Consider the following 22,277-nt stretch of genomic DNA (forward strand, 5'->3'; position numbering starts at 1 on the left):
CGGATCGTCGACTGCGCCGTGCGTCATAGCGGCGCACCTTTGCGTGAAGCTGCACTGCAAAAATCCCGCGGAAAACGCCCGATTCTGGAGCAGGCAGGCCCGGGCCGGAGGTTGCCGGCTAAACGCGCATCAACGTCCGGCAATATTCGCCAAGTCTGCGCCGGTCGCCCGCAACCTTCGCAATGGCCCACGCGTTAGCCACCCGAGCGCTGCCTTAGAGGAAGCAGAATGCAACCTGCCTACAAAATAGGCCAAGGCTGATTTCCTTTTCAGCACTTTGCATTTCGGAATGCACGGCCGATATGGGGATTCCAGTAACCACAAGCCAACGAGTCGGGCGCACCATGGAGGCCCAGCGCTGCGATCTCGGGAGATACCGCAATGATGAACAATGGACTGAGTCACGGATCTGCACAGATCTACCAATTCCCTGTCGGGGGCCGCGCGGCTCTCGGGGGGCGCCGCAACGGTGAGACCCGCCTTCCCGCCAACCACGCCTCGCTCCCCGTGAACGAGACGATTTGCAGCGGCAGCTGGTACCATCAGGAAGCAGTCGATGAAGCCAAGCCGAAATGGGATCGCTGATGCCTGCGTTCGGTTCAATACCGCCGCGGTCTCTCGATGCCCGGCGTCAGTTCGAAAAAGGGTCGAAACAACGAAGTTTCGGCCCTTTTTGATTCCGGACTTGATTGCGGGATCATATGGTCGCACAGGCGGTCACCGACCGCTTCAGATGCGTGACAAGACACCTCCATGAAAGACTCCCCCGCCCGCCACCTCGCCCTGCAAGGCGCCAGCAATTTTCGCGACCTCGGCGGCTATCCGACCGCAGATGGCCGTACCACGCGTTGGCGGCACATCTTCCGCTCCAACCATCTCGGCCAGCTCACTGCCGCCGATGTCGAGATCGTCCGCGCGCTGGGCGTGCGCAGCGCCTTCGATTTTCGCGGCGTCGAGGAGCGCGCGGCGGGTGTCTGCGTGGTCAGCGAGATCGCCGTGCATTCACTGCCGATCGAGCCGACGGTCGTGGCCGCGCTGCGCGCCGAGCTCGCCAGGGGCAGGCTGACCGCTCCGGTGGCGCTCGAACTCATGCGCGAATCCTATCGCAACTACGTCCGCCACAACACGGCCAGTTTCCGCAACCTGTTCGGGCATCTCCTGGAGGACCGCGCGCCGCTCGTCATTCACTGTACCGCCGGCAAGGACCGCACCGGCTTTGCCAGCGCGCTGATCCTGCATGCGCTCGGCGTGGCTGACGATGTCATTGCCGAGGACTATCTGCTGACCAACCAGCACTACAAGCGCGACGCGACGGCTGCCGCCGATCTGCCCGAGGACGTACGCAATGCCATCGGTAGCGTAGAGGCGTCGTACCTTGCCGCAGCTTTCGAAGCTGTCGGCGCCGAATATGGCGACCTCGAAACCTATTTGCAGGACGGGCTCAAGCTCGGCGCGGCCGAGCGGATGGCGCTCAGGGAACGCTATCTCACGTCGTAATCAGGCACGAGCATCTCTGTGTTGCACCGATCGCCGTTAGGATCGCCGAACGCAGAGCCCGCGCGACTTGCATGGTGCTCCAGTCGCTCTGGTGCAGCTTCAACTCGTCGTCCGGCGCGAGCAGTTGCTCGAGCGAGACGTTGTTGTGCTCGTTCCAGTGCCGCATCAGGGCCCAGCGCTGGAACAAATTGACTTTGGCCTCTTGCGCGGCGGCCCGGATCGCCGAGACCATCTTCTCCGAGAGCTTGGCATTGTCGCCGAGCATGGCCGTGACGTATTGCGGGTTGATGAGAATGACATCCGTGGCCGGATGATCGCGCAGGCGAGCCAGTCCCTCGGCGATCTTAGCCAACACCTCATCGAAGTCGAATTCGTTGCTGCGAAACACGGCGTTGGTTCCGACCTGCCAGAGCACCAGCGAAGGATTGTCGGCAAAGATGTCATCGTTGAACCGAGCCACTTCTTGCGGCGCCTCTTCGCCGCCCTTGCCACGGTTGAGCACATCTATCCGGATGCCCCGATGGGGATCGTCATCCTTGTAGTGCTTTCTCAAATACAGCTCGAGCCGCGCTGGATATGCAACCACGTTGCCAAGTCCGGCCGTCGAGGACGACCCCATCGCCACGATGCGCACGGGCCCCCTTCCGCCCAATGCTTTTCTGAAGTTCGGCAGCGGATACTGCAAGTCAACGATCGCAGCAGGAAACTCGAGGGTCGGCAAATTGTCGCCCATGAAACAGCCTCCTCCACTATCTGAAGTTGCATCTATAGCCCAGTTTGGAACCCGCCGCCATTGCAAGTCCAATGCGGGCCGCGCAATAGTCCGGCCCATTGATGGACGGAGAGTCTCGTGCAGGGAAAAGTCATTGTGGTGACCGGAGCACTCGGCGCACTTGGAAAAGTCGTCGCCGAGACCGCGCAGTCGCGCGGCGCGCACGTGGCCGGCATCGACCATGCGCCATCGCAAATCTCCGCGACGCCTGAGCGCATCGAGATCGGCGGCGTCGATCTGTCCGACGCAGCACAAGCAAAGACGGCAGTCGAGGCGGCGGCAAGACACTTGGCAAGGTCGACGTGTTGGTCAACATCGCTGGCGGCTTCGCCTTCGAGACCGTGGGCGACGGCGACGTCAAGACGTGGCAGCGCATGCATGCGCTCAACCTGCTAACGGCGCTCAACGCCTCGCACGCGGCGCTACCCCATCTGGCTGCGTCCACAGCCGGCCGCATCGTCAATATCGGGGCCATGGGCGCGCTTCAGGCCGGCTCCGGCATGGGCCCCTATGCGGCGTCGAAAGCCGGCGTCCATCGGCTCACCGAGGCGCTGGCGAGCGAGTGGAAAGGCAAGGTGACCGTGAACGCGGTGCTGCCTTCGATCATCGACACCGAGGCGAACCGCGCCGACATGCCGAAAGCCGACTTCACCAAATGGGTGACCCCGCAGGAGCTCGCCGAAGTCATCCTGTTCCTCGCCAGCGATGCCGCGAGCGGCGTCACCGGCGCGCTGATTCCGGTCGGCGGGCGGGTGTAGTCAATCCGGCACCAAGAGCCGGAGATTTCCTTTGAAACGGATGCTCTGCTTGCCGGCGAGCGCGATGCCCTCGCCGTACGCGGTCTCGTCATTATAGGTACCGCTGAAGCCGATGGTCACGACCTTGCGGCCCCACACCGGGCGCTCGTCGAACGAGGGGGAATGCTCCTCGTTGGTCAGCTCGCCCTTCCACTTGCCGTCGGCCGAGGTGTAGCTGCCGTAGGCGAAGAAGAACGAATCCCCGCCCCGCATGGTGCCGTCGCGCATCACCATGACGCCCTGGTTGCCGCCCTGGACGGCATCCAGCATTTCGATGCGGATATGATAGAGCCCATTCCTGATGGTCATCTTCGTGAAGCGCCCGATTGTCCCACCCGCAGGATAGCCGGATCATCTGTTCCCGATCAAATGGCGCAGAGCTGTAGGGCCGTTCCGGGCTAAACTGCGCGGTACTGATTCCCAACCGGACGTGACACTCGGAAGCTTCCTTTGGAAACCACGCTCTATTTGCCTGTCAAACGCTTCCTCGAAGAGCTCGGCTTCACGGTCAAGGGCGAGATCGGCGGCTGCGATCTCGTGGGCCTCAGCGCCGGCGATCCGCCGGTAGTCGTGATCGGCGAGCTCAAGCTGACCTTCAATCTCGAGCTGATCCTTCAGGCGGTCGATCGTGCACCGGCCGGCGACGAGGTCTGGATTGCCGCAAAGATGTCAGTGCGCGGCAAGGGACGCGAGACCGACGCACGCTATCGTAACCTCTGTCGCCGCCTCGGCTTCGGCATGCTCGGAGTGACCGACCGCGGTCAGGTCGAGGTGCTGGTGAAGCCGCCGACGGCCGCCCCTCGGCGCGAGCCGAAGGTCCGTTCGCGCCTCGTCGCAGAGCATCAGCGCCGCCAGGGCGATCCGGTGCTGGGCGGCAGCACGCGCGCGCCGATCATGACGGCCTATCGGCAGCAGGCGCTGGCCTGCGCCTCGGAGCTTGCAGCAGGCCCGCGGAAGGTGAGTGAATTGCGCCAACGCTGTCCCGATGCCGGCAAGATCATGCTTAACAATGTTTATGGCTGGTTCGAACGCACCGAGCGGGGAATCTACCGGCTGACGGAATCGGGCCACGCGGCGCTGAAACGCTGGCCACAACAGCGGGTTGCGGATGTTTCCGGTGTCGCGTCACCACCCTGACACCCAACCGGTGCATAGCTGTGATGCCACACCGATTTCATATTGCAATGCAACATAGACGGCACTAGGTATCCCGGCATCGAAACGAGGCCGTTATGAACGCAGACTGGAATACCAAATATGGCACGCGGCGCGTGCGCCACGATCCGCCGACCCTGGACGAGGCGATCTTCGCCGCCGTCGGCATCACCGATGATCAGGAGCAGCAGGCCGAGATCGCCGCAGCCCTGATGGGCATGCCGCTCGATGTCGTCCAGGCCGAGGTCAAGAAACAGGTTCGCACCAACAGCCGCATCACCTCGACGCGCGTGATCGCCGGCGAACAGGGCGCGCAGCGCTCCGTGGTGGTCGAACGCCGTGTCGTGCGCCGCTTCGGCAACGACAAGCGCACCGGCACCTGAGCGCTGAGCTCGCTATTCTGAATACAAAAGCGGACCGGTTTTGCCGGTCCGCTTTTTGATTCCAGTCGGCTTTCTCGGGTCAGGCGGCGCGATTGCCATAGATGCTGGAGATGATCTTCCAGCAGGTCGAGTTGAAGCTGATAAGAGCGCGGCCGGCCGTGAATGGCGAGGCCGCGAGATCAGCGAGCTCGTCCTCAGGCGCCTTGGCGAGATCGATCGTACCGGTCGATTCGCCATGACGGAATTGCAGATGCGCCCCGAACTTCCTGGCGAGCGCCCGCATCGCGTGATTCTCGGCGCCGGTGGTGATGCGCAAGCGCTTGTAGCCTTTCCAGCGCGCCTCCGCGATCAGGCGGCTGAACAGCACGGTTCCGACGTTCTGGCGCCGCGCCGAGGCTTCCACGCTGAAGGCGACCTCGGGTAGCGAATCGCCCTCGGGCGGATGCAGCTCGGCCGCACCGCGGACCACGCCGTCGACGATATAGGCGACGATCACGGTGCCGTCCTCGGCGCAACGGGCGGCGTAACGCTCGATGAAACTGTCGTCGAGAAAACCATTGAAGCGGTCGTGCCGGCTTTCGGCATCGAGCCTCAGCAGATGATCGCGCAAAAGCGGCAATTCTTCCTGCTGGCTCAAGGTGCGCACGTAGCCCTGAACGGACTTCGGGCGGGTGGTTACTTCAAGTCCAAAATCTGCTGCGAGTGACAAGTCAAAACTCCTCTTGGTGTCCCTCGAGGAGGCGTTCGAATCCCTAGGCCTCCAATATTGTGCATCGCAACAAACTTTTCAAGACGGGAACCTGCCCAAGTTTCGGGCATGGGAGGCGACTAATTCGTTAACAAAATCAAGCCCCCGTATTCATACGAGGACCAGCTGGGTCTGCGTCACCACGGCGACCAGCTTGCCGTCCTCGGTCTCCAGCCGGGTAGTCCAGACCTGGGTGCGCCGGCCTCTGTGGACTGGGGTGGCGGTCGCGATCACCGTGGTTCCCTCCTTGGCCCCGCCGATAAAGTTGGTCTTGCTCTCGAGCGTGGTCGTGCCCTTGGCGTCTTCCGGCAGATTGATCACGGTGGCCGCCGCGCCGACGGAATCGGCCAGCGCCATCACCGCGCCGCCGTGGATGGTGTGATGAAGCGTGCAGAGATCGGGCCTGACCGTCATCCGCGCCACCACGCGATCCTTCCCTGCCTCGACGAACTCGACGCCCTTGAGTTCGGCAAACGGCATCTTCATTGCTTTAAGTTTCTCGAGCGGCGTCATCGGATCTCCTCCCAAATCATTCTGCTCACAGGTGAATTGCTCCGCGCGGCAAAGCAATGACGTCCGAGGTCGTCATTGCGAGCGCAGCGAAGCAATCCAGAAATGTATCCGCGGAAAGATCCTGGATTGCTTCGCTGCGCTCGCAATGACGAGGGAGACAGCCTTCGTACCTCACGTCACCGCATTCACCACCTGATACTCCGGCCGCCGCCAAATCTCGCCAGCGATCACCTCCTCGATGAACTCGGCTGCCCGCACGATTTCGCTCTCGCCGATATACAGCGGTGTGATGCCAAACCTCATGATGTCAGGCGCGCGAAAATCGCCGATCACGCCGCGGGCGATGAGGGCCTGCATCGCAGCGTAGCCGCCTGCGAAGGCGAAGGAGACTTGCGAGCCGCGGCGCTCATGGGTGCGCGGCGTAACGAGCGTCAGTTGCGGACAGCGGCGTTCGACCTCGGCAATCAGGAGATCGCCGAGCACCAGCGAACGCGCGCGGACTTCCCCGATATCGACGCGGTCCCAGATGTCGAGCGAGGCCTCCAGCGCCGCCATCGCCAGCACCGGCGGCGTGCCGACGCGCATGCGCTCGACACCGCCCGCAGCCGCATAGGCAAGCTCGAACGCGAACGGCTTTGCGTGCCCCATCCACCCCGACAAAGCGGCGCGCACGGCGTCGGCATGGCGCGGCGCGACGTAGAGGAAGGCTGGCGCGCCGGGGCCGGCGTTGATGTATTTGTAGGTGCATCCGGCGGCGAAATCAGCGCTGGTGCCGGCAAGGTCAACCGGCAGCGCCCCGGCCGAATGCGCGAGGTCCCACACCGTGACGATGCCGAGCGCATGCGCTCTTGCCGTCAGCTTCGCCATGTCGTGGCGCCGTCCGGTGCGGTAATCGACCTCGGTGATGTAGAGCACCGCGATCTCCTCCGACAACGAAGCCTCGATCTCCTCCGGCGCCACCAGGCGCAATTGATGGCCACGGCCGAGCGTCGCGATCAGGCCTTCGGCCATATAGAGGTCGGTCGGAAAATTGCCGGTGTCCGACAGGACGACCTTGCGCGATGCGTTCATATCGAGCGCGGCGGCGAGCGCCTGATAAACCTTGAGCGACAGCGTATCTCCGACCATGACGGAGCCGGCTTCCGCGCCGATCAGTCGCGCGATGCGATCGCCGACATGACGCGGCTGGGCGTACCAGCCCGCCGTGTTCCAGGCGCGGATCAGCTCGTCGCCCCATTCGGCGGTGATGACGCGGCTGACGCGCTCGGCAACGCCAAGCGGCAACGCGCCGAGCGAATTGCCGTCGAGATAGATCACCCCGTCCGGCATATGGAACAGCGCTTTGGTGTCGTCGTAGACGCGAAGCTTGGTCATGAATATCTCTACAGGATCGTGCGTACGCGCCAGAGCTCGGGAAACAGCTCGATCTCCAGCATACGCTTGAGGTAGCTGACGCCGCCGGTGCCGCCGGTGCCGCGCTTGAAGCCGATGACGCGCTCGACCGTCGTCACATGGTTGAAGCGCCAGCGCCGGAAATAATCCTCGAAATCGACCAACTTCTCGGCCAGTTCGTAGAGCATCCAGTGCGTTTCCGGCGCTTCGTAGACGATACGCCAGGCCTGCAGCACACCTTCATTGAAGCTATGAGTCTCGCGAACATCGCGCGCCAGCACCGCCGCAGGCATCTTGAGCCCGTTGCGGTCGGCGAGCCGCAGCACCTCGTCATAGAGGCTTGGCGTCGCGAGCTCGGCTTCGAGCAGCTGCGTGGTTTCCAGATCGTGCGCGTGCGGCTTGAGCATGGCGTGGTTGCGGTTGCCGAGCAGGAATTCGATCAACCGGTACTGCCGCGACTGGAAGCCCGAGGACTGGCCAAGCTGCGAGCGGAAGCGCGTATACTCGCTGGGCGTCATGGTGCGCAGCACGTCCCAGGCGCCGTTGAGCTGCTCGAAGATGCGCGACATCCGTGCCAGCATCTTCATCGCAGGCTGCACCTCATCCTTCGCGATCGAACGGCGTGCGGCGCTGAGCTCGTGGATGGCGAGCCGCATCCAGAGTTCGGTGGTCTGATGCTGGATGATGAACAGCATCTCGTCATGCGCTTCCGACAGCGGATGCTGCGCGCCGAGGATTGCGTCCAGCGCAAGATAGCTTCCGTAGGACATGCGTCGGGCGAAATCGGTCTCGGCGCCTTCGCTTGCGGGATCGTATTGGCTGGACGTCATGGCAGGCCCTTTCGATCGATCTTTGAGGCCTCGTCAGTCGAGGCCGATCAGGCGCGCGGTGATTGGCGACGACGGATCCTTGAGAGCGTCGATTACGGTGAAATGGTTCAGCCCGGGATCGACCACAAGACGCGTCGGCACGTCGAATCCAGTCCAGACATTGGCCATCAGATCGGACTGGCGGATGAATTCGGGCCGCTCGTTGCCACCGACCCAGGCGGTCACGGGCGAAGGCCCGCGCGGCAGATGCAGCGCCGCGCTTTCCAGCGTGGCCTCCTCCATCGTCATGCGCAGGGTCTCGTTCATCCTGGTCTTGAGCAGCGGACGCAGATCATGCAGGCCGCTGATGGACAGCGTCCCGGCGATGCGGTTGGCGACGGCGGGATCGAGCCGGCTGTCATCGCACAGCATGCGCGTGACGAGATGACCGCCGGCGGAATGGCCGGCGAGCCGGATCGGGCCCGCGACGAGCGAGGCCGCCTTGGCAATCGCTGTGGTGATTTCCGCCGTAATGTCGGAGATGCGCGCGGCCGGCGTTAGCGTGTAGCTCGGCAGCGCCACTGTCCAGCCATGATGACGCGCGCCTTCGGCAAGATCAGTCCATGCCGATTTGTCGAAGCGCATCCAGTAGCCGCCGTGGACGAACACGACGAGGCCCTTGCTGTCGCCGTCGGGCAGGACGAGGTCGAGGCGCTGGCGCTCGCCGGGACCATAGGCGATGTCAGCGCGAAACTCCTTCAGCCCGGCGCGATAAGCCGCCGCCCGCTCGGCCCACAGCGCCGGTATTCTGTCCGAGCCCGAGATATGGGCCGAATTGGCGTAAGCGTCATCCCAATCGCGCATCGTGACTTCCTCGAGGGACTCAAGGCCTTGTGGACCTGGCGCCAGTCTGCCACCGGCGTGGGCGGCATCCTAGTCTTTAGTTTAAGCTTAAAGGATTTTGGAACGCCGGTGGATTGGGCAGCGGACCGGCAGGATATTTGTTTCGTCATTGCGAGGAGCGTAGCGACGAAGCAATCCAGACTGCCCCGGCGGGGGGTACTGGATTGCTTCGCTGCGCTCGCAATGACGGCCGAGAGAGCCGAGCCTGTCGCTACCCCTTCTCCACCCCGCACCAATCCGCGATGAACAGCGCCATCGCCTTGGTCGTCTTCTTCAGCGAATCCAGATCGACATATTCATTGAAGCCGTGCATCTCGCCGCCACTCGCGCCGAAGCACAGGCTCGGGATACCGTGATTGAGGCCGTAGAAGCGCGTGTCGGTGAGCGCGGTGAAGACGAGGTCCTCGATTTGGCCGCCATAGACGGCGCTGAAGGCCTTGCCGAACGCGGCTTCCGGCGCGGCGGCGTCGGTCAGCTCATAGCCTTCCGACAAGAAGCCCGACCATTCGACCTCCGGGGGATTATTGGCGAGGAAGCGATGGTTGCGCGCGGCAGCCGCGACGCAAGCCATGATCTCCTTCTGGTGATCGGCGATCGACCAGCCCGGCAACACGGCAATCCGGCAATCGACGTCGCACCAGGCCGGCACGCTGGAGGCCCAGTCGCCGCCCTTGATGATGCCGGGGTTGAAGTTGATGGGATGGTTCAGCGTCTTGAAGTGACGATCGGCCTTCGCCCGCTCGTTCCACTCGATCTCGAGTTTTTGCAGCGCCTGGATCAAATGATAGGCCGCCATGATTGCGTTCGCGCCGGAGCCGGCGAAGGCGACGTGGGTCGGATGGCCCTTCACGCGCAGGCGGAACCAGATCACGCCGACCTGCGAGCGCACCATCTTGCCGCCGGTCGGCTCAGGAATGAAGCAGGCATCCGCGCGATAGCCGCGTTGAAGGGTCGAGAGCGCGCCGACGCCGGTGCTCTCCTCCTCGATCACGGACTGGAAGTGAATCCGCGCCGTAGGCTTGAGGCCCGCGGCCTTGATCGCATCGAGCGCGGAGAGCGCTGCGATGGTGCCCGACTTCATGTCGCAGGCACCGCGACCGAACATCTTGCCGTCCTTGATGACGGGAGAGAACGGCGGGGTCTCCCACAGTTCCAGTGGGCCGGCCGGTACGACGTCGCAATGGCCCTGCAGGATCAGCGATTTGCCCGCCTCGGTTTTGGGCCGGTACGTGCCGACCACAGTGCGCGCCTTGGAAAAATCATGCTCGATGGGACCGAAGCCGCGCAGATCCTTGAGGTCATTGACATCGATATGCCAGTCGTCGACCTCGTAGCCGCGCGCGCGCAGGAGGTCGCCGATCATGTCCTGGCACGGTCCCTCCGCCCCACGGGTCGAGGGGATCGCGACGAAATCGCGTGTGGTCGCGAGCTGGGCTTCGAAGCCGGCATCGACGGCGTCAAGAATCCTCTGCTGCGTTTCGGCATTCATCAGGCACTCCAATCGGGCATTGAGATCATCGATGGAGCGCAAGCTAACCGATTTCAGCCGTTCGGGTACTCTGCAAAATAGGCATCCCGCAATGCATCTTCGAGCAGCCGGCCCTCCGAATAGCCATTCAGTGTCGCCGGCCGGCGCACGCCGTCGAGCAGCCGCGGACAAGGCTCCGGCGCGCCGAGCACGGTGCGTACCGGGATGCGCTCGGCATAGATCGGCAATTCATAGTCCTCGTCGTCGTCAGCGACACCCTTGGCGCGGATTTTCGCGGAGGCTTCCTCGATCTCCATCGCGATAAAGGAGGTCGCCTTGATCTCCTGCGTGTTGCTCGCCCGCAGGCTGGCGGTGCGGTTCGGGAAGAAGCGGTCGACCATCGCGATGACCGCGCGCTCCTTCTCCTCGGGAGCGGTGACGAGATAGGCGGTGCCGAACGCCATCACGGCGCGGTAATCGGCCGAGTGATTGAACCCGCAGCGCGCCAGCACCAGGCTGTCGAGATGGGCGACCGTCAGGCACACACGCTCGCCCCGGGTCTGGTTGCGCAGCATGCGGCTGGCGCTCGAGCCGTGCCAATACAGCTTCGTCCCTTCGCGCCAGAAGAAGGTCGGCGTGCAATAGGGTTGGCCGTCGATGGCGTAGGAGACGTGGCAGAGCATCGAGGAATCCAGGATACGATGAACGGTGTCGTGATCGTAGAAGCCGCGGTCGTGACGGCGCTTCACCTGGTTGCGCGCGGATGTCGGATAGGAATTCTGGTTCTCGGTCTGGCTCACGGCCGCTCCTGTCGGATTGCAACACTTCCAGCGCAGTTGTAGCCACGGATTTGGTCTGCGATAGTGCCAATTCCATGCGAAAAATTCCGACCAATTCTGTCCCCTCGCCGGCCAAGGCCGAGCTGCCGCTCGACCTCGCAGGCCCGCACATCACGGCTGGCGCCTCGTCGGCGCACCGGCTGTACCAGGCGCTGTGCGAGATGATCGTCGGCGGCCTCGTGAAACCCGGCGAGCCGCTGCCGCCGTCGCGCACGCTGGCCAAACAGACCGGCTTTCGGCGCAATGCCGTCGTCACCGCCTATGAGCGGCTGATCGCCGATGGCTTTGCCGACGCCACCGTCGGCTCCGGCACGTTCGTCGCCGCGCGCATCCCCGCGCGCGCGGCCGAGCCGAAGCGGCCGAAGATCATCGTCGAAACGCCCGGGCAAGGCGCGTTTTCGCTGGGCTGCACCCATATCGACGCGCGCGCCGTGCAGCGCTTTCGCGCTTTCGTCGGCCGGCGTATGCGCGCGTTCGGGTCCGAGCATTTGCACTATGGCGATCCCCGTGGCAGCCGCGAGCTGCGGGTGGCCATCGCCGATCATCTGTTGTCGGCGCGGGGCCTGCGCTGCGACCCTGATCAGATCATGCTGACGTCAGGCACGCTGCATGCGCTGCGCATCGTGCTGAGCGCGATCCTGAAGCCCAACGACCAGGTCTGGTGCGAAGACCCCGGCTACCCCGCCGCGCGAAAAACCATCGCGCATTGCGGCTATCGTGCCGTGTCCGTTCCCGTCGACGCGCACGGCATGCGGATCGCCAGAGGCCGCGCAGCGGCGCCGTCCGCGCGCGCAGCCTATGTGACGCCGTCGCACCAGTTTCCGCTGGGTGTGCAGATGTCGATGCCGCGGCGGCTCGAGCTGCTGGACTGGGCCAGGCAGGCCGGCGCCTTCGTGCTGGAAGACGATTACGACAGCGAATTCCGTTACGACGGCGCGCCGCTGATGTCGCTGGCCGGCATCGATCACCTCCAGCGCGTGATCTACATGGGCACGTTCGCCAAGACGTTGTTTCCGGGCTTGCGCATCGGCTACTGCGCCCTGCCCGAGCGCTTGATTGCGGATGTGACCGCCGCGCGGGCCGCGCTCGACCGCTTTCCCGGCACGCTGATGGAGGGTGCGGTGGCCGACATGCTCAATTCCGGCGCCTTCGCGGCGAACCTGAAGCGCGTGCGCAAGCTTTACCGCGAGGCGCGCGACGCGCTGGCCGGGACGCTCGAAGCTGCATCCGACGGCGTACTGTCGGTGCCGGTCCCATCACAGGGCCTGCATCTTGTCGCCCGGTTCGATCCCTCGGTCGATCTGGCTGTGGCGGCAGACGCCAAGCAGGCCGCCGGCGCCGAAGGCTGGCTGTTGGCCGACACCTATTCACGCTCACGTCCACTGCCCGGTTTCGTGCTGGGATTTTCCGGCCACACGGTTTCGAAGCTCGTGGCATCCGCCGAGCGGCTCGCGCGGGAATCGCGAGCGGCCTTGCGTGCGCGACGCAAGCCGGCCCGGCGGGCATGACGAACGTTCACTATGAGAATCGGCTGCCGCTCCCTACATTGCGGCACCGATGCCGGGAGCTCACACCATGCTGCTACGCCGCGCGACTTGCCTCTCGCTCCTGATCTTCATCGCACTCGCCGCGACGGCGCGTGCAGGCACGGTTGGACGCGAGCAGGACATCGTCGATCTCAAGCTCGGCCAGCGCGTGCAAGTGGACGACGGAACCTGCCCCGCCGGACAGGTCAAGGAAGTGCGCGGCGCCAAGATGACCGACAAGGGCGTCGCACGGACGAGCACCTGCGTGTCGCGGTTTGGTCCGAAATCAAAGCGATGAGCGCTACTTCGCCGGGTCGAACATACATTGCAGGGTCGGCTTGGCGATCTTGGTGAAGGTCGGACCGATTTCGGTCTGCTTTGCGGCCGGCACCCAATCGGTCTCGATCGTCGGCACCCCGGTCTCGCTGATACCGCGCAGCAGGGCCTCGCGGAGATCGCGATCCTCGACGACGGCGGCAGCATGATCGTGCAGGCAGCCGCAGACCTCTTCCGGATGCTCCCACCGCCCGAGCATTCGCGGCGCGCATTGCCTCACGAACTCAGTACGGGGATCGGGTAATCTGGAGGGAGAGCGCACCTGCGCCTGAACGGCACTGATCGTCAGAAGGGATATGAACGCCGCAGCGAAAGTACGAACAAGCATGATGGCCTTTATCGGCTGATTTTTCTTGTTGACGATCAGAAGCGCGCGGCAACCACGATCGGCTGCGGCGCCGGGGTCATGATCGGCGAGCCGCTGTACTGGAAAGTGCCGATGCCCGGGACATTGCCATCCGGCGAGCCTGCGAACGAGGAGCCGGCAAGCACGAAACCGAAAGCAAGGATGAGGCTGAGCGTCCGCATGGAGTTCTCTCCGAATTCGGTGGCCGGCGTGCGCCGTCGTCGTTGTGAGGTTGATAACCATGGGCGGTTTCGCGCGTGATGCGCCAAAACCGGAAAATGGTTTCATCTCCGTGAGAATTGTTTCGTCCCGCTCGCGGCGACGACACATTCGACGGAAAATCTCAATCTTTTCAGACCGGTCGCACGGCCGCCCAATGTGGCCTGGCAGGTTCCGGGCGAACTCGGATGCGCGCCGGAACGCTGGCGCCGTCATGATCCCGCCTCACACCCTTCACACGCGTTTTACGTTTTTCTGCTGAAGAGAAGCCGAACGAAGGCTGGGTCCCGTCGAACCGGGGGCGCTTCGACGGCGACCCAAGCTATCGAGACCGAGACGCCCGGAATCACCGAGCGCGTTCATGTGAGGAACGGCCATCATGACGGCGCAGAATCGCGCAACGACGCGCGATGCGGACCAACGAACCGACCGCCGGGAGCAACGGCCTGTTCGCAGCGGCGCCAATTCGCCTGGCGAAATGGCGCTGCAATCGAGCCGTGGGTTTGAGGCCACGCCGCAGTCATTCGTGCGGCTGACCGGCTCCCATCTTGCAAAACCGCGCGCCAGCCGCGCTGACATCACTGAGTGAACGCAAACCCCTCACTGAGCGAACGCAAATGCGTCACTGAGTGAAGAACTCTCCGCACTTCTGGACGTTTGCGTCCGCCGCTCCCCACGGCATGACCGGGACGGTCGAGGTCGAGTTCTTCGGCGAGCCCTCGATCAGCCTGTCCGAATAGACCATGTAGACCAGCACGTTGCGCTTGGCGTCACAGCCGCGCACGATCTGCATCTTCTTGAAGAACAGCGAGCGGCGCTGGCGGAACATGTCGTCGCCCTGCTCCATCTTGTTCTTGAACTTGATCGGGCCGACCTGACGGCAGGCGAGCGAAATGTCCGAGACCTCCTCGGCAAGGCCCAGCCAGCCCTTGAAGCCGCCCTTCTCCGGCACCGTGAAATGACAGGCCACGCCCTCGACTTCGGGGTCGTCGAGGCCATAGGTCGCAAGCTTGTCGTTCGGGCTCATCCATTTGAACACGGTCGAGCGGCGGAAGATCAGATCCGGCTCGTCCGCGGCGGATGCGGACGCTGCCGGCACGGTCAGCGCCAGGAGAAATAAAGCGAGGCCTTTCAAGCGGATGCTGGAAAGACCGGGGAAACGAGATGACATGAAGTTCTCCAGTAACAAGTCCCAGCAATGTAGGTATGAGGCGACCGATCAGGAAGACGACCGGCAAGCCGGCACGGCCGCCGTTTACCGCTCCGTGAGGCTTTTTTGCTACGCTTTGGACAAAAGTAGCTGATCGCAGAACCGCCATGCTGGTGAACGCGTATCCCCTCTGAGAGACTAACATCTGATTTGGATTATGGATTCGATGATGAACAGCGTGAACGGGTCTGGTTTTTCTGCCAAGCCGGCGCGATTTTGGCAGGTCGCCATTTTGACGGCGGCGGGTGCGATCGGCACGGCGAGCCAGGCGGACGCAGCGTTTTATTACTGGACGGATTATTCCGACGGGTCGTACGGGCGCCAGGAGCGCCATCCCGAAGTCCCGCGCCAGAAGCCGCAGAAGCGCGGTGCGGCTGGCAAGAAGGACCTCGTTGCCGAAAAGGAAGCGGGCACGAAACCGCAAGGTCCCCTCGTCATCGTCGTCTCGATCGACCGGCAGAAGGTTACGGTCTACGACACCAACGGTGTGTTTGCGGAATCCCCGGTGTCGACGGGCATGAAGGGCCATTCGACGCCGATGGGTGTGTTCAGCGTCATCCAGAAGCACAAATTCCACCACTCCAACATCTATAGCGGCGCGCCGATGCCGTACATGCAGCGGATTACGTGGTCGGGCGTTGCCATGCATGCCGGTGTGCTGCCGGGCTATCCGGCTTCGCACGGCTGCATCCGTATGCCGATGGCGTTCGCGGTGAAGATGTGGAACTGGACCAGGATGGGCGCGCGCGTGATCGTTTCGCCCGGCCAGATGTCGCCGCAGAACTTCTCACATCCGCTGCTTGCCTCGGTGCGCATTCCGCCGCAACCCGCGGCCAGCCTGGAGCCGCAGACCAATGCCGGCGACAAGGTCGCGGCCAATACCGGAGCCGCCGCAGCAAACCCGGCCGAAACGAAGACCGCCAGCGCCGACGGCGTGCTCGAGCTGCGCTCGTCGGTCGGCCACACCGTGATGTCGGACGTGACCACCGGATATGCCCCGGCCCGCGAGGAGGCCCCGGTATCGGCCGACCAGACTGAGACAGCGGCAAAGCCCGAGACCAGGACCGCTGAGGCGGCGGACGCGGCCAAGCCCCAGGCCGGAGACGCCCCGCAGCCCGCGGACACTGAAGCGAAGCCTGTCGAGGCTGCGGAGACGCCGAAGTCCGAAACCGCCAAGTCCGAAACCGCCAAGTCCGAACCTGCGAAGACGCCCGATGCACCGGCCGCGGCGGCAGCGCAGGCGGCCACGCCAGACGTCAAGAAGGACGAGACCCGCGTCGCGGATCCGGCGCCCGTGGCAAAATCTGAAGCGCCCAAGCGGGCGGGCCAGATCGCGGTCTTCATCAGCCGCAAGGATTCCAAGCTCTACGTGCGGCAGAACTTTGCGCCACTGTTCGAGGTGCCTGTCACGATCGCCGCGAGCGATCGGCCGCTCGGCACGCATGTCTTCACCGCCGAGGTCGACAAGGCCGATTCCAATGCGCTGCATTGGTCGGTGGTGTCCTTGCCGGTGTCCGTCCGCTCTGCCGCGCGCGAGGATGATCGCCGCATGACAGGCCACCAGCGTGGCGCAGCCGTGATTCCGGTCGCTGCCAAGCCCGTGGTCACGCCGGACAGCCCGGCCGAGGCCCTCGACCGCGTCTCGATCCCGGCCGACACGATCGCGAAGATCAACGAAATGCTGACGTCCGGCGGCTCGATTATCGTCTCCGACCAGGGCATCAACCAGGGCGAGACTGGCGAAGGCACCGATTTCATCGTCCGCCTGTACTGACGCGCTTCATCGCGGCAGATAACGCGGTGTTGACGAGGCCGCTCGCAGCGGCGGGGTAACATGCGCCCCGGATCATTTCGGGGGACGCCGTCATGATGAACCGCAGGACCATGCTCATCGCCGCCTTTGCGGGCACGCTGGCGCCGGTGACGCGTGCACTGGCGGATGGCGGCATGAGCCGGATCTCCGCCTACGCTTTCTCCTTTCCGGCATTATCAGGCGACGACATCCGCCTTGCGGCCTTCACCGGCAAACCGCTGCTGGTGGTCAACACCGCTTCGCTCTGCGGTTACACGCCGCAATATGCCGGCCTGCAAGACATCTGGGGCGAGTTTCGCCAACGCGGCCTCACCGTCATTGGCGTGCCTGCCAACGACTTCGGCGGACAGGAGCCCGGCGGCACCAGTGAGATCTCGGAGACCGCCCACCACCAATACGGCGTTACCTTCCCAATCGCGGCCAAGGCTGTCGTGGTCGGTGCGAAGGCGCATCCGTTCTACAAATGGGCGGCAGAGGCGCGCCCCAAGGATGTTCCACGCTGGAACTTCCACAAATATCTGATCGGCCGGGACGGCTATATCGCCGACGTCTTTGCATCCACCGTCGAGCCGGCCGACACGCGAATCAAGACGGCGATCGCCAAGGCGTTGGCCGACACTTGACGCCACGCGTTCCCAACCCGGTTGGGCACAATTGGGCTGGCGCGCCAAACAGCCGTTGCAATGGCGAGGGCCCACCATCTAGGCTAGGATCGTTAGGGGCAGGATGGTTTTGCCGGAGGCGAAAAGCCGCGGCGGAACAACGGGATCAATCTCGAGGACAACACCATGCGTGTGGCGGCAGGACTGATATTGGCGAGCGCGATGTCTCTGGCGATGACGGGCGCGGCATGGTCGCAGACCCCGGCTGCAAAGCCCGCTGTCGCGACGCAGGCCGCACCGGCGGCAACACCGGCTGCAGCTGCGCCCGCTGCGGCTCCGGCACCCGCTCCAGCAGCAGCAGCCGCGCCGGCGGGCTTCGTCAATCCGCCCCCGCCAAAACAGGCGCCGCAGCCCGCCCGCGCAGCGTGCAACACGCCGGGCGCGCTCGGGGTCGCCCGCACGGTCGAGATCGACACCACCGGTGGCCCCGGCTTTGGCTTCGAGCATTTCAAGGAGCTCGACTTCCTGCGCGACAAGGAGGTGGTGCTGACGTTCGACGACGGCCCTTGGCCGAAGAACACGCCCGCGGTGCTGAAGGCGCTCGCCGACGAGTGCACCACCGGCATCTTCTTCTCGATCGGCAAGCACGCGACCTACGAGCCGGAGATCCTCAAGCAGGTCTACGCGGCCGGCCACACCGTGGGCACCCACACCTGGTCGCACGCCAATCTCAACAACAAGAAGCTCACAGAAGCGCAGCGCAAGGAAGAGATCGAGAAGGGTCTTTCCGCAGTGAAATGGGCGCTCGGCGGCATCTCGCCCTCGCCGTTCTTCCGCTTCCCGGCGCTCCAGCATCCGCCGGAGATGGTCACCTATCTCGGCAACCGCAACACGGCGATCTTCTCCTGCGACATCGACTCCTTCGACTTCAAGGCCTCAAAGCCCGAGAAGGTGGTCGAGACCGTCATGAAGAAGCTGGACGGCAAGGGCAAGGGCATCATCCTGATGCACGACTTCCAGAAGCACACTGCGGAGGCCCTGCCCGAGTTGCTCAAGCGCCTGAAGGCCGGCGGCTACAAGGTTGTGGCGATGCGCGCCAAGTTCCCGGCCTCTACGCTGCCGGAATACGACCAGGAGCTGCTCAAGGACGTCAAGCTGCCGACGGTGAGCACCCGGCCGGTCAACAGCGTCGTGACGACGGTTTCCGAATAGCCGCGCCTTGTCCTTTCGCATCGAGGGCTACGTCATCGTCTCCGCGGACGGCATGCTCGCCGACGCGGCGCATGTCATGCCCGACAGCCTGAAGTTCGAAGGCGACAAGCTGTTCTTCGAGCAGGCGCTCGATCGCGCTGCGCTGATCGTGCACGGCCGTCACTCGCACGAGCAGCAGCCGAATTCACCCAAGCGCAAGCGCCTGATCCTGAACCGCAAGATCAAGGCGCTGACCGTCGATCCCGAAATGCCGAACGCGACCTTGTGGAATCCGGACCACGCCAGCTTCGAAGACGCCTGCGCGTTCGCCGATGTCGCTTCCGGCACCGTCGCAATCATCGGCGGCCCCCTCGTGTTCGACATGTTCATGGACCGCTACGACACGTTCTGGCTGTCGGAAGCCCCGCATCTGCGGCTGCCCGGCGGCAAGGGCTGTTTTGTCGAAGTACCGGCGCGGACGCCTCAGCAGGTGCTGGCCTCACACGGGCTGAAGCCGGGCGCGCCGTATCTGCTCGACGCCGCGCATGACGTGACTGTCACGCCCTGGCGCAGAACATAGTGGTTTGGCCGTCACACGTCGCCGTAGGCCGCCTCGGCCGGACGCGTGGCGCGGCCGTAGCCCATGATCATGAACAGCGCGCCGATGATCGACAGGTTCTTGAGCGCGTCGACCAGCATCTTGCCGTTGTCAGGCGGCACCTGGTTCCAGAAGTCGTAGAACAGGAAGGTCGCGACCGCGACATAGATGATCATCAGCATCGCGAAGAAGCGCGCGCCGAAATTCAGCGCGATCATCACGCCTGCGATGATCTCGAGCACGCCGACCGCGATCGCCAGCAGTTGCGGCGTCGTCATGGCCGTCGCCGTCTCGACCTGCTTGGCGTAAGGCGCGATCATGTCGGGCACCACGACCTTGGCGGCGATGAAATCAACGGTCGCCTGCATGGCAAACAGTCTTGCCGCGCCTGTGTAGATGAACAGCACGGCGAACAGTATCCGCCCGAAAGTCACGAACGCTGGCATGATCGGCCTCTTTGCTCAGGCTTTTTGAAACCGGATTTTGACGAAAGCACTGAAGGATTATGGAGAGTCATTCGCCGGTTTACAAACGGGGAAATGGCGAAAGTCGTTTTGAAAGCATCGAAGTGCCGACGCGCGGCAAGTGCGCTCCCTCGCCCCGCTTGCGGGGAGAGGGTTGGGGTGAGGGGGAGCCTCGGCGGGGACGGTGAAAGTTGGACTCGCGGAGAGTCCCCCTCACCCGAATTCGAGCTGCGCGCGAATTCGACCTCTCCCCGCAAGCGGGGCGAGGTGAAGAGCCCCGCCCCTACGTAAACAGCGTCGGCTGCTGCCGCGACGCGCGCTCCTGCGCTTCCACCACAGCCACTGCGGTCATGTTGAGGATGCCTCGCGCCGTCACCGACGGGGTGAGGATGTGGGCCGGGCGCGCCGGGCCGATCAGGATCGGACCGACGGGCAGCGCGTCCGCCAGCGACTTGATCATCTGATAGGCGACGTTGGCGGTGTCGAGGCTTGGCATGATCATGATGTTGGCCTCGCCCTCGAGGTTGGAGTGCGGCAGCACCATTTTGCGCGCCGCGGACGAGAGCGCGGTGTCGCCCTGCATCTCACCGTCAGCCTCGAGCTCCGGATGCTTCTCCTTCAGAAGCTGGGTCGCCCGGCGCATCTTGCGCGAGGATTCCGTGTCGTAGCTGCCGAAATCCGAATGCGAGACGAAGGCGATCTTCGGCTTGATGTTGAAGCGCTGGACGTGGACCGCCGCGAGCGAGGCAATCTCGGCGAGCTCTTCGGCGCTCGGATTGGGCCGCACCTGGGTGTCGGCGATGAAGAAGGCGCCCTTGCTCGTGATCAACAGCGCCAGCGCCGCATAGTCGCTGATCCCCGGCGTGAACCCGACGATCTCGCGGACATGGCGAAGATGGCTCATGTAGCGGCCTTCGACGCCGCAGAGCATGGCGTCCGCCTCTCCGCGCACCACCGCGAGCGCCGCGATGACGGTGTTGTTGGTGCGCACCACCGTGCGCGCCGCATCCGGCGTCACGCCGCGGCGGCCGGCGACCTCGACATAGGACTGCACGTAGGAGCGGTAGCGCGGATCGTCCTCGGGATTGACGAGATCGAAGTCCCTGCCGGCCTTGATCGACAGGCCGAAGCGCTCGATGCGGGCCTCGACCACCGACGGACGTCCGACCAGGATCGGCGTCGCCAGCTTCTCTTCCAGCACCACCTGGGTGGCACGCAGCACCCGCTCGTCCTCGCCTTCGGCGTAGATCACACGCACCGGTTGGGTCTTGGCCTTCGCGAACATCGGTTTCATGACGAGGCCGGAGCGGAAGGCAAAGCGCTCGAGCAGCGCGGTGTACTCGTCGAAATTGGTGATGGGCCGGGTCGCGACGCCGGAATCCATCGCAGCCTTGGCGACCGCCGGCGAGATTCGCAAAATCAACCGCGGATCAAACGGAGACGGGATCAGCGAGCCCGGGCCGAAACCTTGCGTCTCGCCGGTGTCGAAGCCCTGCGCGACCGCATCCGACGGCGCCTCGCGCGCGAGCTGCGCGATGGCCTCGACGGCGGCGAGCTTCATCTCCTCGTTGATCGCGCTGGCGCCGACGTCGAGCGCGCCGCGGAAGATGAAGGGGAAGCACAGGACGTTGTTGACCTGGTTCGGATAGTCGGAGCGGCCGGTGCAGATCATGGCGTCGGGACGCACCTTGCGCGCCTCCTCCGGCATGATCTCCGGCGTCGGATTCGCGAGCGCCATGATGAGCGGCTTGTCACCCATCGCCTTGGCCATCTCGGGCTTGAGCACGCCCGGTGCCGACAGGCCGATGAAGATGTCGGCGCCGCCGATGACGTCGCCAAGCGTGCGCTTGTCGGTCTTCTGCGCATAGACCGCCTTCCAGCGGTCCATCGTGGTGTTGCGGCCCTCATGCACCAGGCCGTCGATGTCGCAGACCCAGATGTTCTTGCGCTGCGCGCCCATCGACACCAGCAGGTTCAGGGTCGCGATCGCCGCGGCCCCTGCCCCCGATGCTACGATCTTCACGTCGGAGAGCTTCTTGCCGTTGAGTCGCAGGGCGTTGGTGACGGCGGCGGCAACGATGATCGCGGTGCCGTGCTGGTCGTCATGGAAGACCGGGATCTTCATGCGCTCTTTCAGCTGCGCCTCTATCTCGAAGCATTCCGGTCCGCGGATGTCTTCCAGATTGATGCCGCCGAAGGTCGGCTCGAGCGCGGCCACGGTCTCGACTACGCGCTCGATGGTGTCGGCCGCGATCTCGATGTCGAACACGTCGATGCCGGCGAATTTCTTGAACAGGACCGCCTTGCCCTCCATCACCGGCTTCGAGGCCAGCGGACCGATATTGCCGAGGCCGAGCACGGCGGTGCCGTTCGAAACCACGGCGACCAGATTGGAGCGGATCGTCAGCGTCGCCGCTTCCGCCGGGTTCTTGGCGATCTCCAGGCAGGCGGCGGCGACTCCCGGCGAATAGGCCAGCGCGAGGTCGCGCTGGTTGGCAAGCGGCTTGCTTGCCTGGATCTCGAGCTTTCCGGGGCGCGGCAAACGGTGATAGGCCAGCGCCGCCTGGTGGAGATCATCGGAATAAGACGACATGCGGTGTCTCGCCTCGCGTTACCGGCCTCAAACTACGTTGTCCCGACCGGCCCGCCTCCGGGTGGTATTTCCGGGTCATGGAAACGGGATGAAGCACGTCGGG

24 protein-coding genes and 1 pseudogene are annotated in these 22,277 nt (G+C 64.2%); 11 read left to right on the forward strand and 14 right to left on the reverse strand.

Annotated elements, in window-relative coordinates:
- Positions 1-381: 381 nt before the first annotated feature.
- Positions 382-585: a DUF2735 domain-containing protein gene (locus tag ACVIN2_RS04200; RefSeq protein ID WP_456764607.1), complete on the forward strand. Its 204-nt coding sequence runs from the start codon at positions 382-384 to the stop codon at positions 583-585.
- Between the two features lie 168 nt (positions 586-753).
- Entirely contained in the window at positions 754-1,497 is a 744-nt protein-coding gene (locus ACVIN2_RS04205) for a tyrosine-protein phosphatase (protein ID WP_456764608.1), read from the forward strand.
- Here ACVIN2_RS04205 and ACVIN2_RS04210 read toward each other — a convergent pair.
- Positions 1,487-2,230 (reverse strand): SGNH/GDSL hydrolase family protein, encoded by a 744-nt coding sequence (locus ACVIN2_RS04210; RefSeq protein WP_456764609.1) that lies wholly within the window; start codon positions 2,228-2,230, stop codon positions 1,487-1,489. The genes ACVIN2_RS04205 and ACVIN2_RS04210 overlap by 11 nt on opposite strands.
- A gap of 117 nt (positions 2,231-2,347) precedes the next feature.
- Here ACVIN2_RS04210 and ACVIN2_RS04215 point away from each other — a divergent pair.
- Positions 2,348-3,027: pseudogene (locus ACVIN2_RS04215) on the forward strand (SDR family oxidoreductase).
- Here ACVIN2_RS04215 and ACVIN2_RS04220 read toward each other — a convergent pair.
- The gene (locus ACVIN2_RS04220) at positions 3,028-3,375 is read right to left on the reverse strand and encodes a hypothetical protein (RefSeq protein ID WP_456764610.1); all 348 of its coding nucleotides are present in this window, start codon (positions 3,373-3,375) and stop codon (positions 3,028-3,030) included.
- A gap of 141 nt (positions 3,376-3,516) precedes the next feature.
- Here ACVIN2_RS04220 and ACVIN2_RS04225 point away from each other — a divergent pair, with 141 nt between their 5' ends.
- Together ACVIN2_RS04225 and ACVIN2_RS04230 are read left to right on the forward strand one after the other, a co-directional pair.
- Positions 3,517-4,203, forward strand: coding sequence for a DUF2161 domain-containing phosphodiesterase (locus tag ACVIN2_RS04225; RefSeq protein WP_456764611.1), 687 nt, complete (start codon positions 3,517-3,519; stop codon positions 4,201-4,203).
- Between the two features lie 95 nt (positions 4,204-4,298).
- Entirely contained in the window at positions 4,299-4,604 is a 306-nt protein-coding gene (locus tag ACVIN2_RS04230; RefSeq protein ID WP_007591844.1) for a hypothetical protein, read from the forward strand.
- 79 nt (positions 4,605-4,683) lie between these two features.
- Here the strand turns inward: ACVIN2_RS04230 and ACVIN2_RS04235 are convergent, their stop codons facing one another.
- From ACVIN2_RS04235 to ACVIN2_RS04265, 7 genes are all read right to left on the reverse strand, one after another.
- Positions 4,684-5,313 carry an N-acetyltransferase family protein gene (locus ACVIN2_RS04235; protein ID WP_456764612.1) on the reverse strand — a complete coding sequence of 210 codons (630 nt, stop codon included), beginning with the start codon at positions 5,311-5,313 and terminating at the stop codon, positions 4,684-4,686.
- Between the two features lie 150 nt (positions 5,314-5,463).
- On the reverse strand, positions 5,464-5,865 hold the full coding sequence (locus ACVIN2_RS04240; protein ID WP_027569725.1) for a PaaI family thioesterase: 402 nt from the start codon (positions 5,863-5,865) through the stop codon (positions 5,464-5,466).
- Between the two features lie 171 nt (positions 5,866-6,036).
- A complete protein-coding gene (kynU, locus tag ACVIN2_RS04245) occupies positions 6,037-7,239 on the reverse strand; it encodes a kynureninase (RefSeq protein ID WP_456764613.1) in 1,203 nt (400 codons plus the stop codon).
- Positions 7,240-7,247: 8 nt separating this feature from the next.
- The gene (gene kynA / locus ACVIN2_RS04250; protein WP_456764614.1) at positions 7,248-8,087 is read right to left on the reverse strand and encodes a tryptophan 2,3-dioxygenase; all 840 of its coding nucleotides are present in this window, start codon (positions 8,085-8,087) and stop codon (positions 7,248-7,250) included.
- Positions 8,088-8,120: 33 nt separating this feature from the next.
- Complete coding sequence (locus ACVIN2_RS04255) at positions 8,121-8,930, reverse strand: alpha/beta hydrolase (protein ID WP_456764615.1); 810 nt, start codon at positions 8,928-8,930, stop codon at positions 8,121-8,123.
- 250 nt (positions 8,931-9,180) lie between these two features.
- A complete protein-coding gene (locus tag ACVIN2_RS04260; RefSeq protein ID WP_456764616.1) occupies positions 9,181-10,458 on the reverse strand; it encodes an ArgE/DapE family deacylase in 1,278 nt (425 codons plus the stop codon).
- 53 nt (positions 10,459-10,511) lie between these two features.
- Entirely contained in the window at positions 10,512-11,237 is a 726-nt protein-coding gene (locus tag ACVIN2_RS04265; protein ID WP_456764617.1) for a pyridoxamine 5'-phosphate oxidase family protein, read from the reverse strand.
- Positions 11,238-11,311: 74 nt separating this feature from the next.
- On the opposite strand from ACVIN2_RS04265, the gene pdxR reads away from it, so the two are divergent.
- Complete coding sequence (pdxR, locus tag ACVIN2_RS04270) at positions 11,312-12,784, forward strand: MocR-like pyridoxine biosynthesis transcription factor PdxR (protein WP_456764618.1); 1,473 nt, start codon at positions 11,312-11,314, stop codon at positions 12,782-12,784.
- Positions 12,785-12,851: 67 nt separating this feature from the next.
- Positions 12,852-13,100 carry a DUF6719 family protein gene (locus ACVIN2_RS04275; protein ID WP_027517580.1) on the forward strand — a complete coding sequence of 83 codons (249 nt, stop codon included), beginning with the start codon at positions 12,852-12,854 and terminating at the stop codon, positions 13,098-13,100.
- Positions 13,101-13,103: 3 nt separating this feature from the next.
- Here ACVIN2_RS04275 and ACVIN2_RS04280 read toward each other — a convergent pair whose 3' ends face one another.
- The 3 genes from ACVIN2_RS04280 to ACVIN2_RS04290 form a co-directional block, all read right to left on the reverse strand.
- Positions 13,104-13,466, reverse strand: coding sequence for a hypothetical protein (locus tag ACVIN2_RS04280; protein WP_456764619.1), 363 nt, complete (start codon positions 13,464-13,466; stop codon positions 13,104-13,106).
- A 35-nt stretch (positions 13,467-13,501) separates the two neighbouring features.
- Complete coding sequence (locus ACVIN2_RS04285; RefSeq protein WP_167552240.1) at positions 13,502-13,666, reverse strand: hypothetical protein; 165 nt, start codon at positions 13,664-13,666, stop codon at positions 13,502-13,504.
- Between the two features lie 659 nt (positions 13,667-14,325).
- Positions 14,326-14,874, reverse strand: a complete 549-nt coding sequence (locus ACVIN2_RS04290) for a CreA family protein (protein WP_456764620.1) — start codon at positions 14,872-14,874, stop codon at positions 14,326-14,328.
- 208 nt (positions 14,875-15,082) lie between these two features.
- On the opposite strand from ACVIN2_RS04290, the gene ACVIN2_RS04295 reads away from it, so the two are divergent.
- The 4 genes from ACVIN2_RS04295 to ACVIN2_RS04310 all read left to right on the forward strand — a co-directional run bounded on the left by ACVIN2_RS04295 (position 15,083) and on the right by ACVIN2_RS04310 (position 19,099).
- The gene (locus ACVIN2_RS04295; protein ID WP_456769640.1) at positions 15,083-16,687 is read left to right on the forward strand and encodes a L,D-transpeptidase; all 1,605 of its coding nucleotides are present in this window, start codon (positions 15,083-15,085) and stop codon (positions 16,685-16,687) included.
- 92 nt (positions 16,688-16,779) lie between these two features.
- Entirely contained in the window at positions 16,780-17,349 is a 570-nt protein-coding gene (locus ACVIN2_RS04300) for a glutathione peroxidase (protein ID WP_456764621.1), read from the forward strand.
- Between the two features lie 165 nt (positions 17,350-17,514).
- Entirely contained in the window at positions 17,515-18,540 is a 1,026-nt protein-coding gene (locus tag ACVIN2_RS04305) for a polysaccharide deacetylase family protein (RefSeq protein ID WP_456764622.1), read from the forward strand.
- A 7-nt stretch (positions 18,541-18,547) separates the two neighbouring features.
- Positions 18,548-19,099 carry a dihydrofolate reductase gene (locus tag ACVIN2_RS04310; protein WP_456764623.1) on the forward strand — a complete coding sequence of 184 codons (552 nt, stop codon included), beginning with the start codon at positions 18,548-18,550 and terminating at the stop codon, positions 19,097-19,099.
- A gap of 11 nt (positions 19,100-19,110) precedes the next feature.
- On the opposite strand, the gene ACVIN2_RS04315 is transcribed toward ACVIN2_RS04310, so the two are convergent.
- Both ACVIN2_RS04315 and ACVIN2_RS04320 read right to left on the reverse strand, forming a co-directional pair.
- Positions 19,111-19,563, reverse strand: a complete 453-nt coding sequence (locus ACVIN2_RS04315) for a DoxX family protein (protein ID WP_027569710.1) — start codon at positions 19,561-19,563, stop codon at positions 19,111-19,113.
- A 301-nt stretch (positions 19,564-19,864) separates the two neighbouring features.
- A complete protein-coding gene (locus ACVIN2_RS04320) occupies positions 19,865-22,174 on the reverse strand; it encodes an NADP-dependent malic enzyme (RefSeq protein ID WP_456764624.1) in 2,310 nt (769 codons plus the stop codon).
- Between the last annotated feature and the right edge of the window lie 103 nt (positions 22,175-22,277).

It is taken from the genome of Bradyrhizobium sp. USDA 3650 (genome assembly GCF_054057395.1).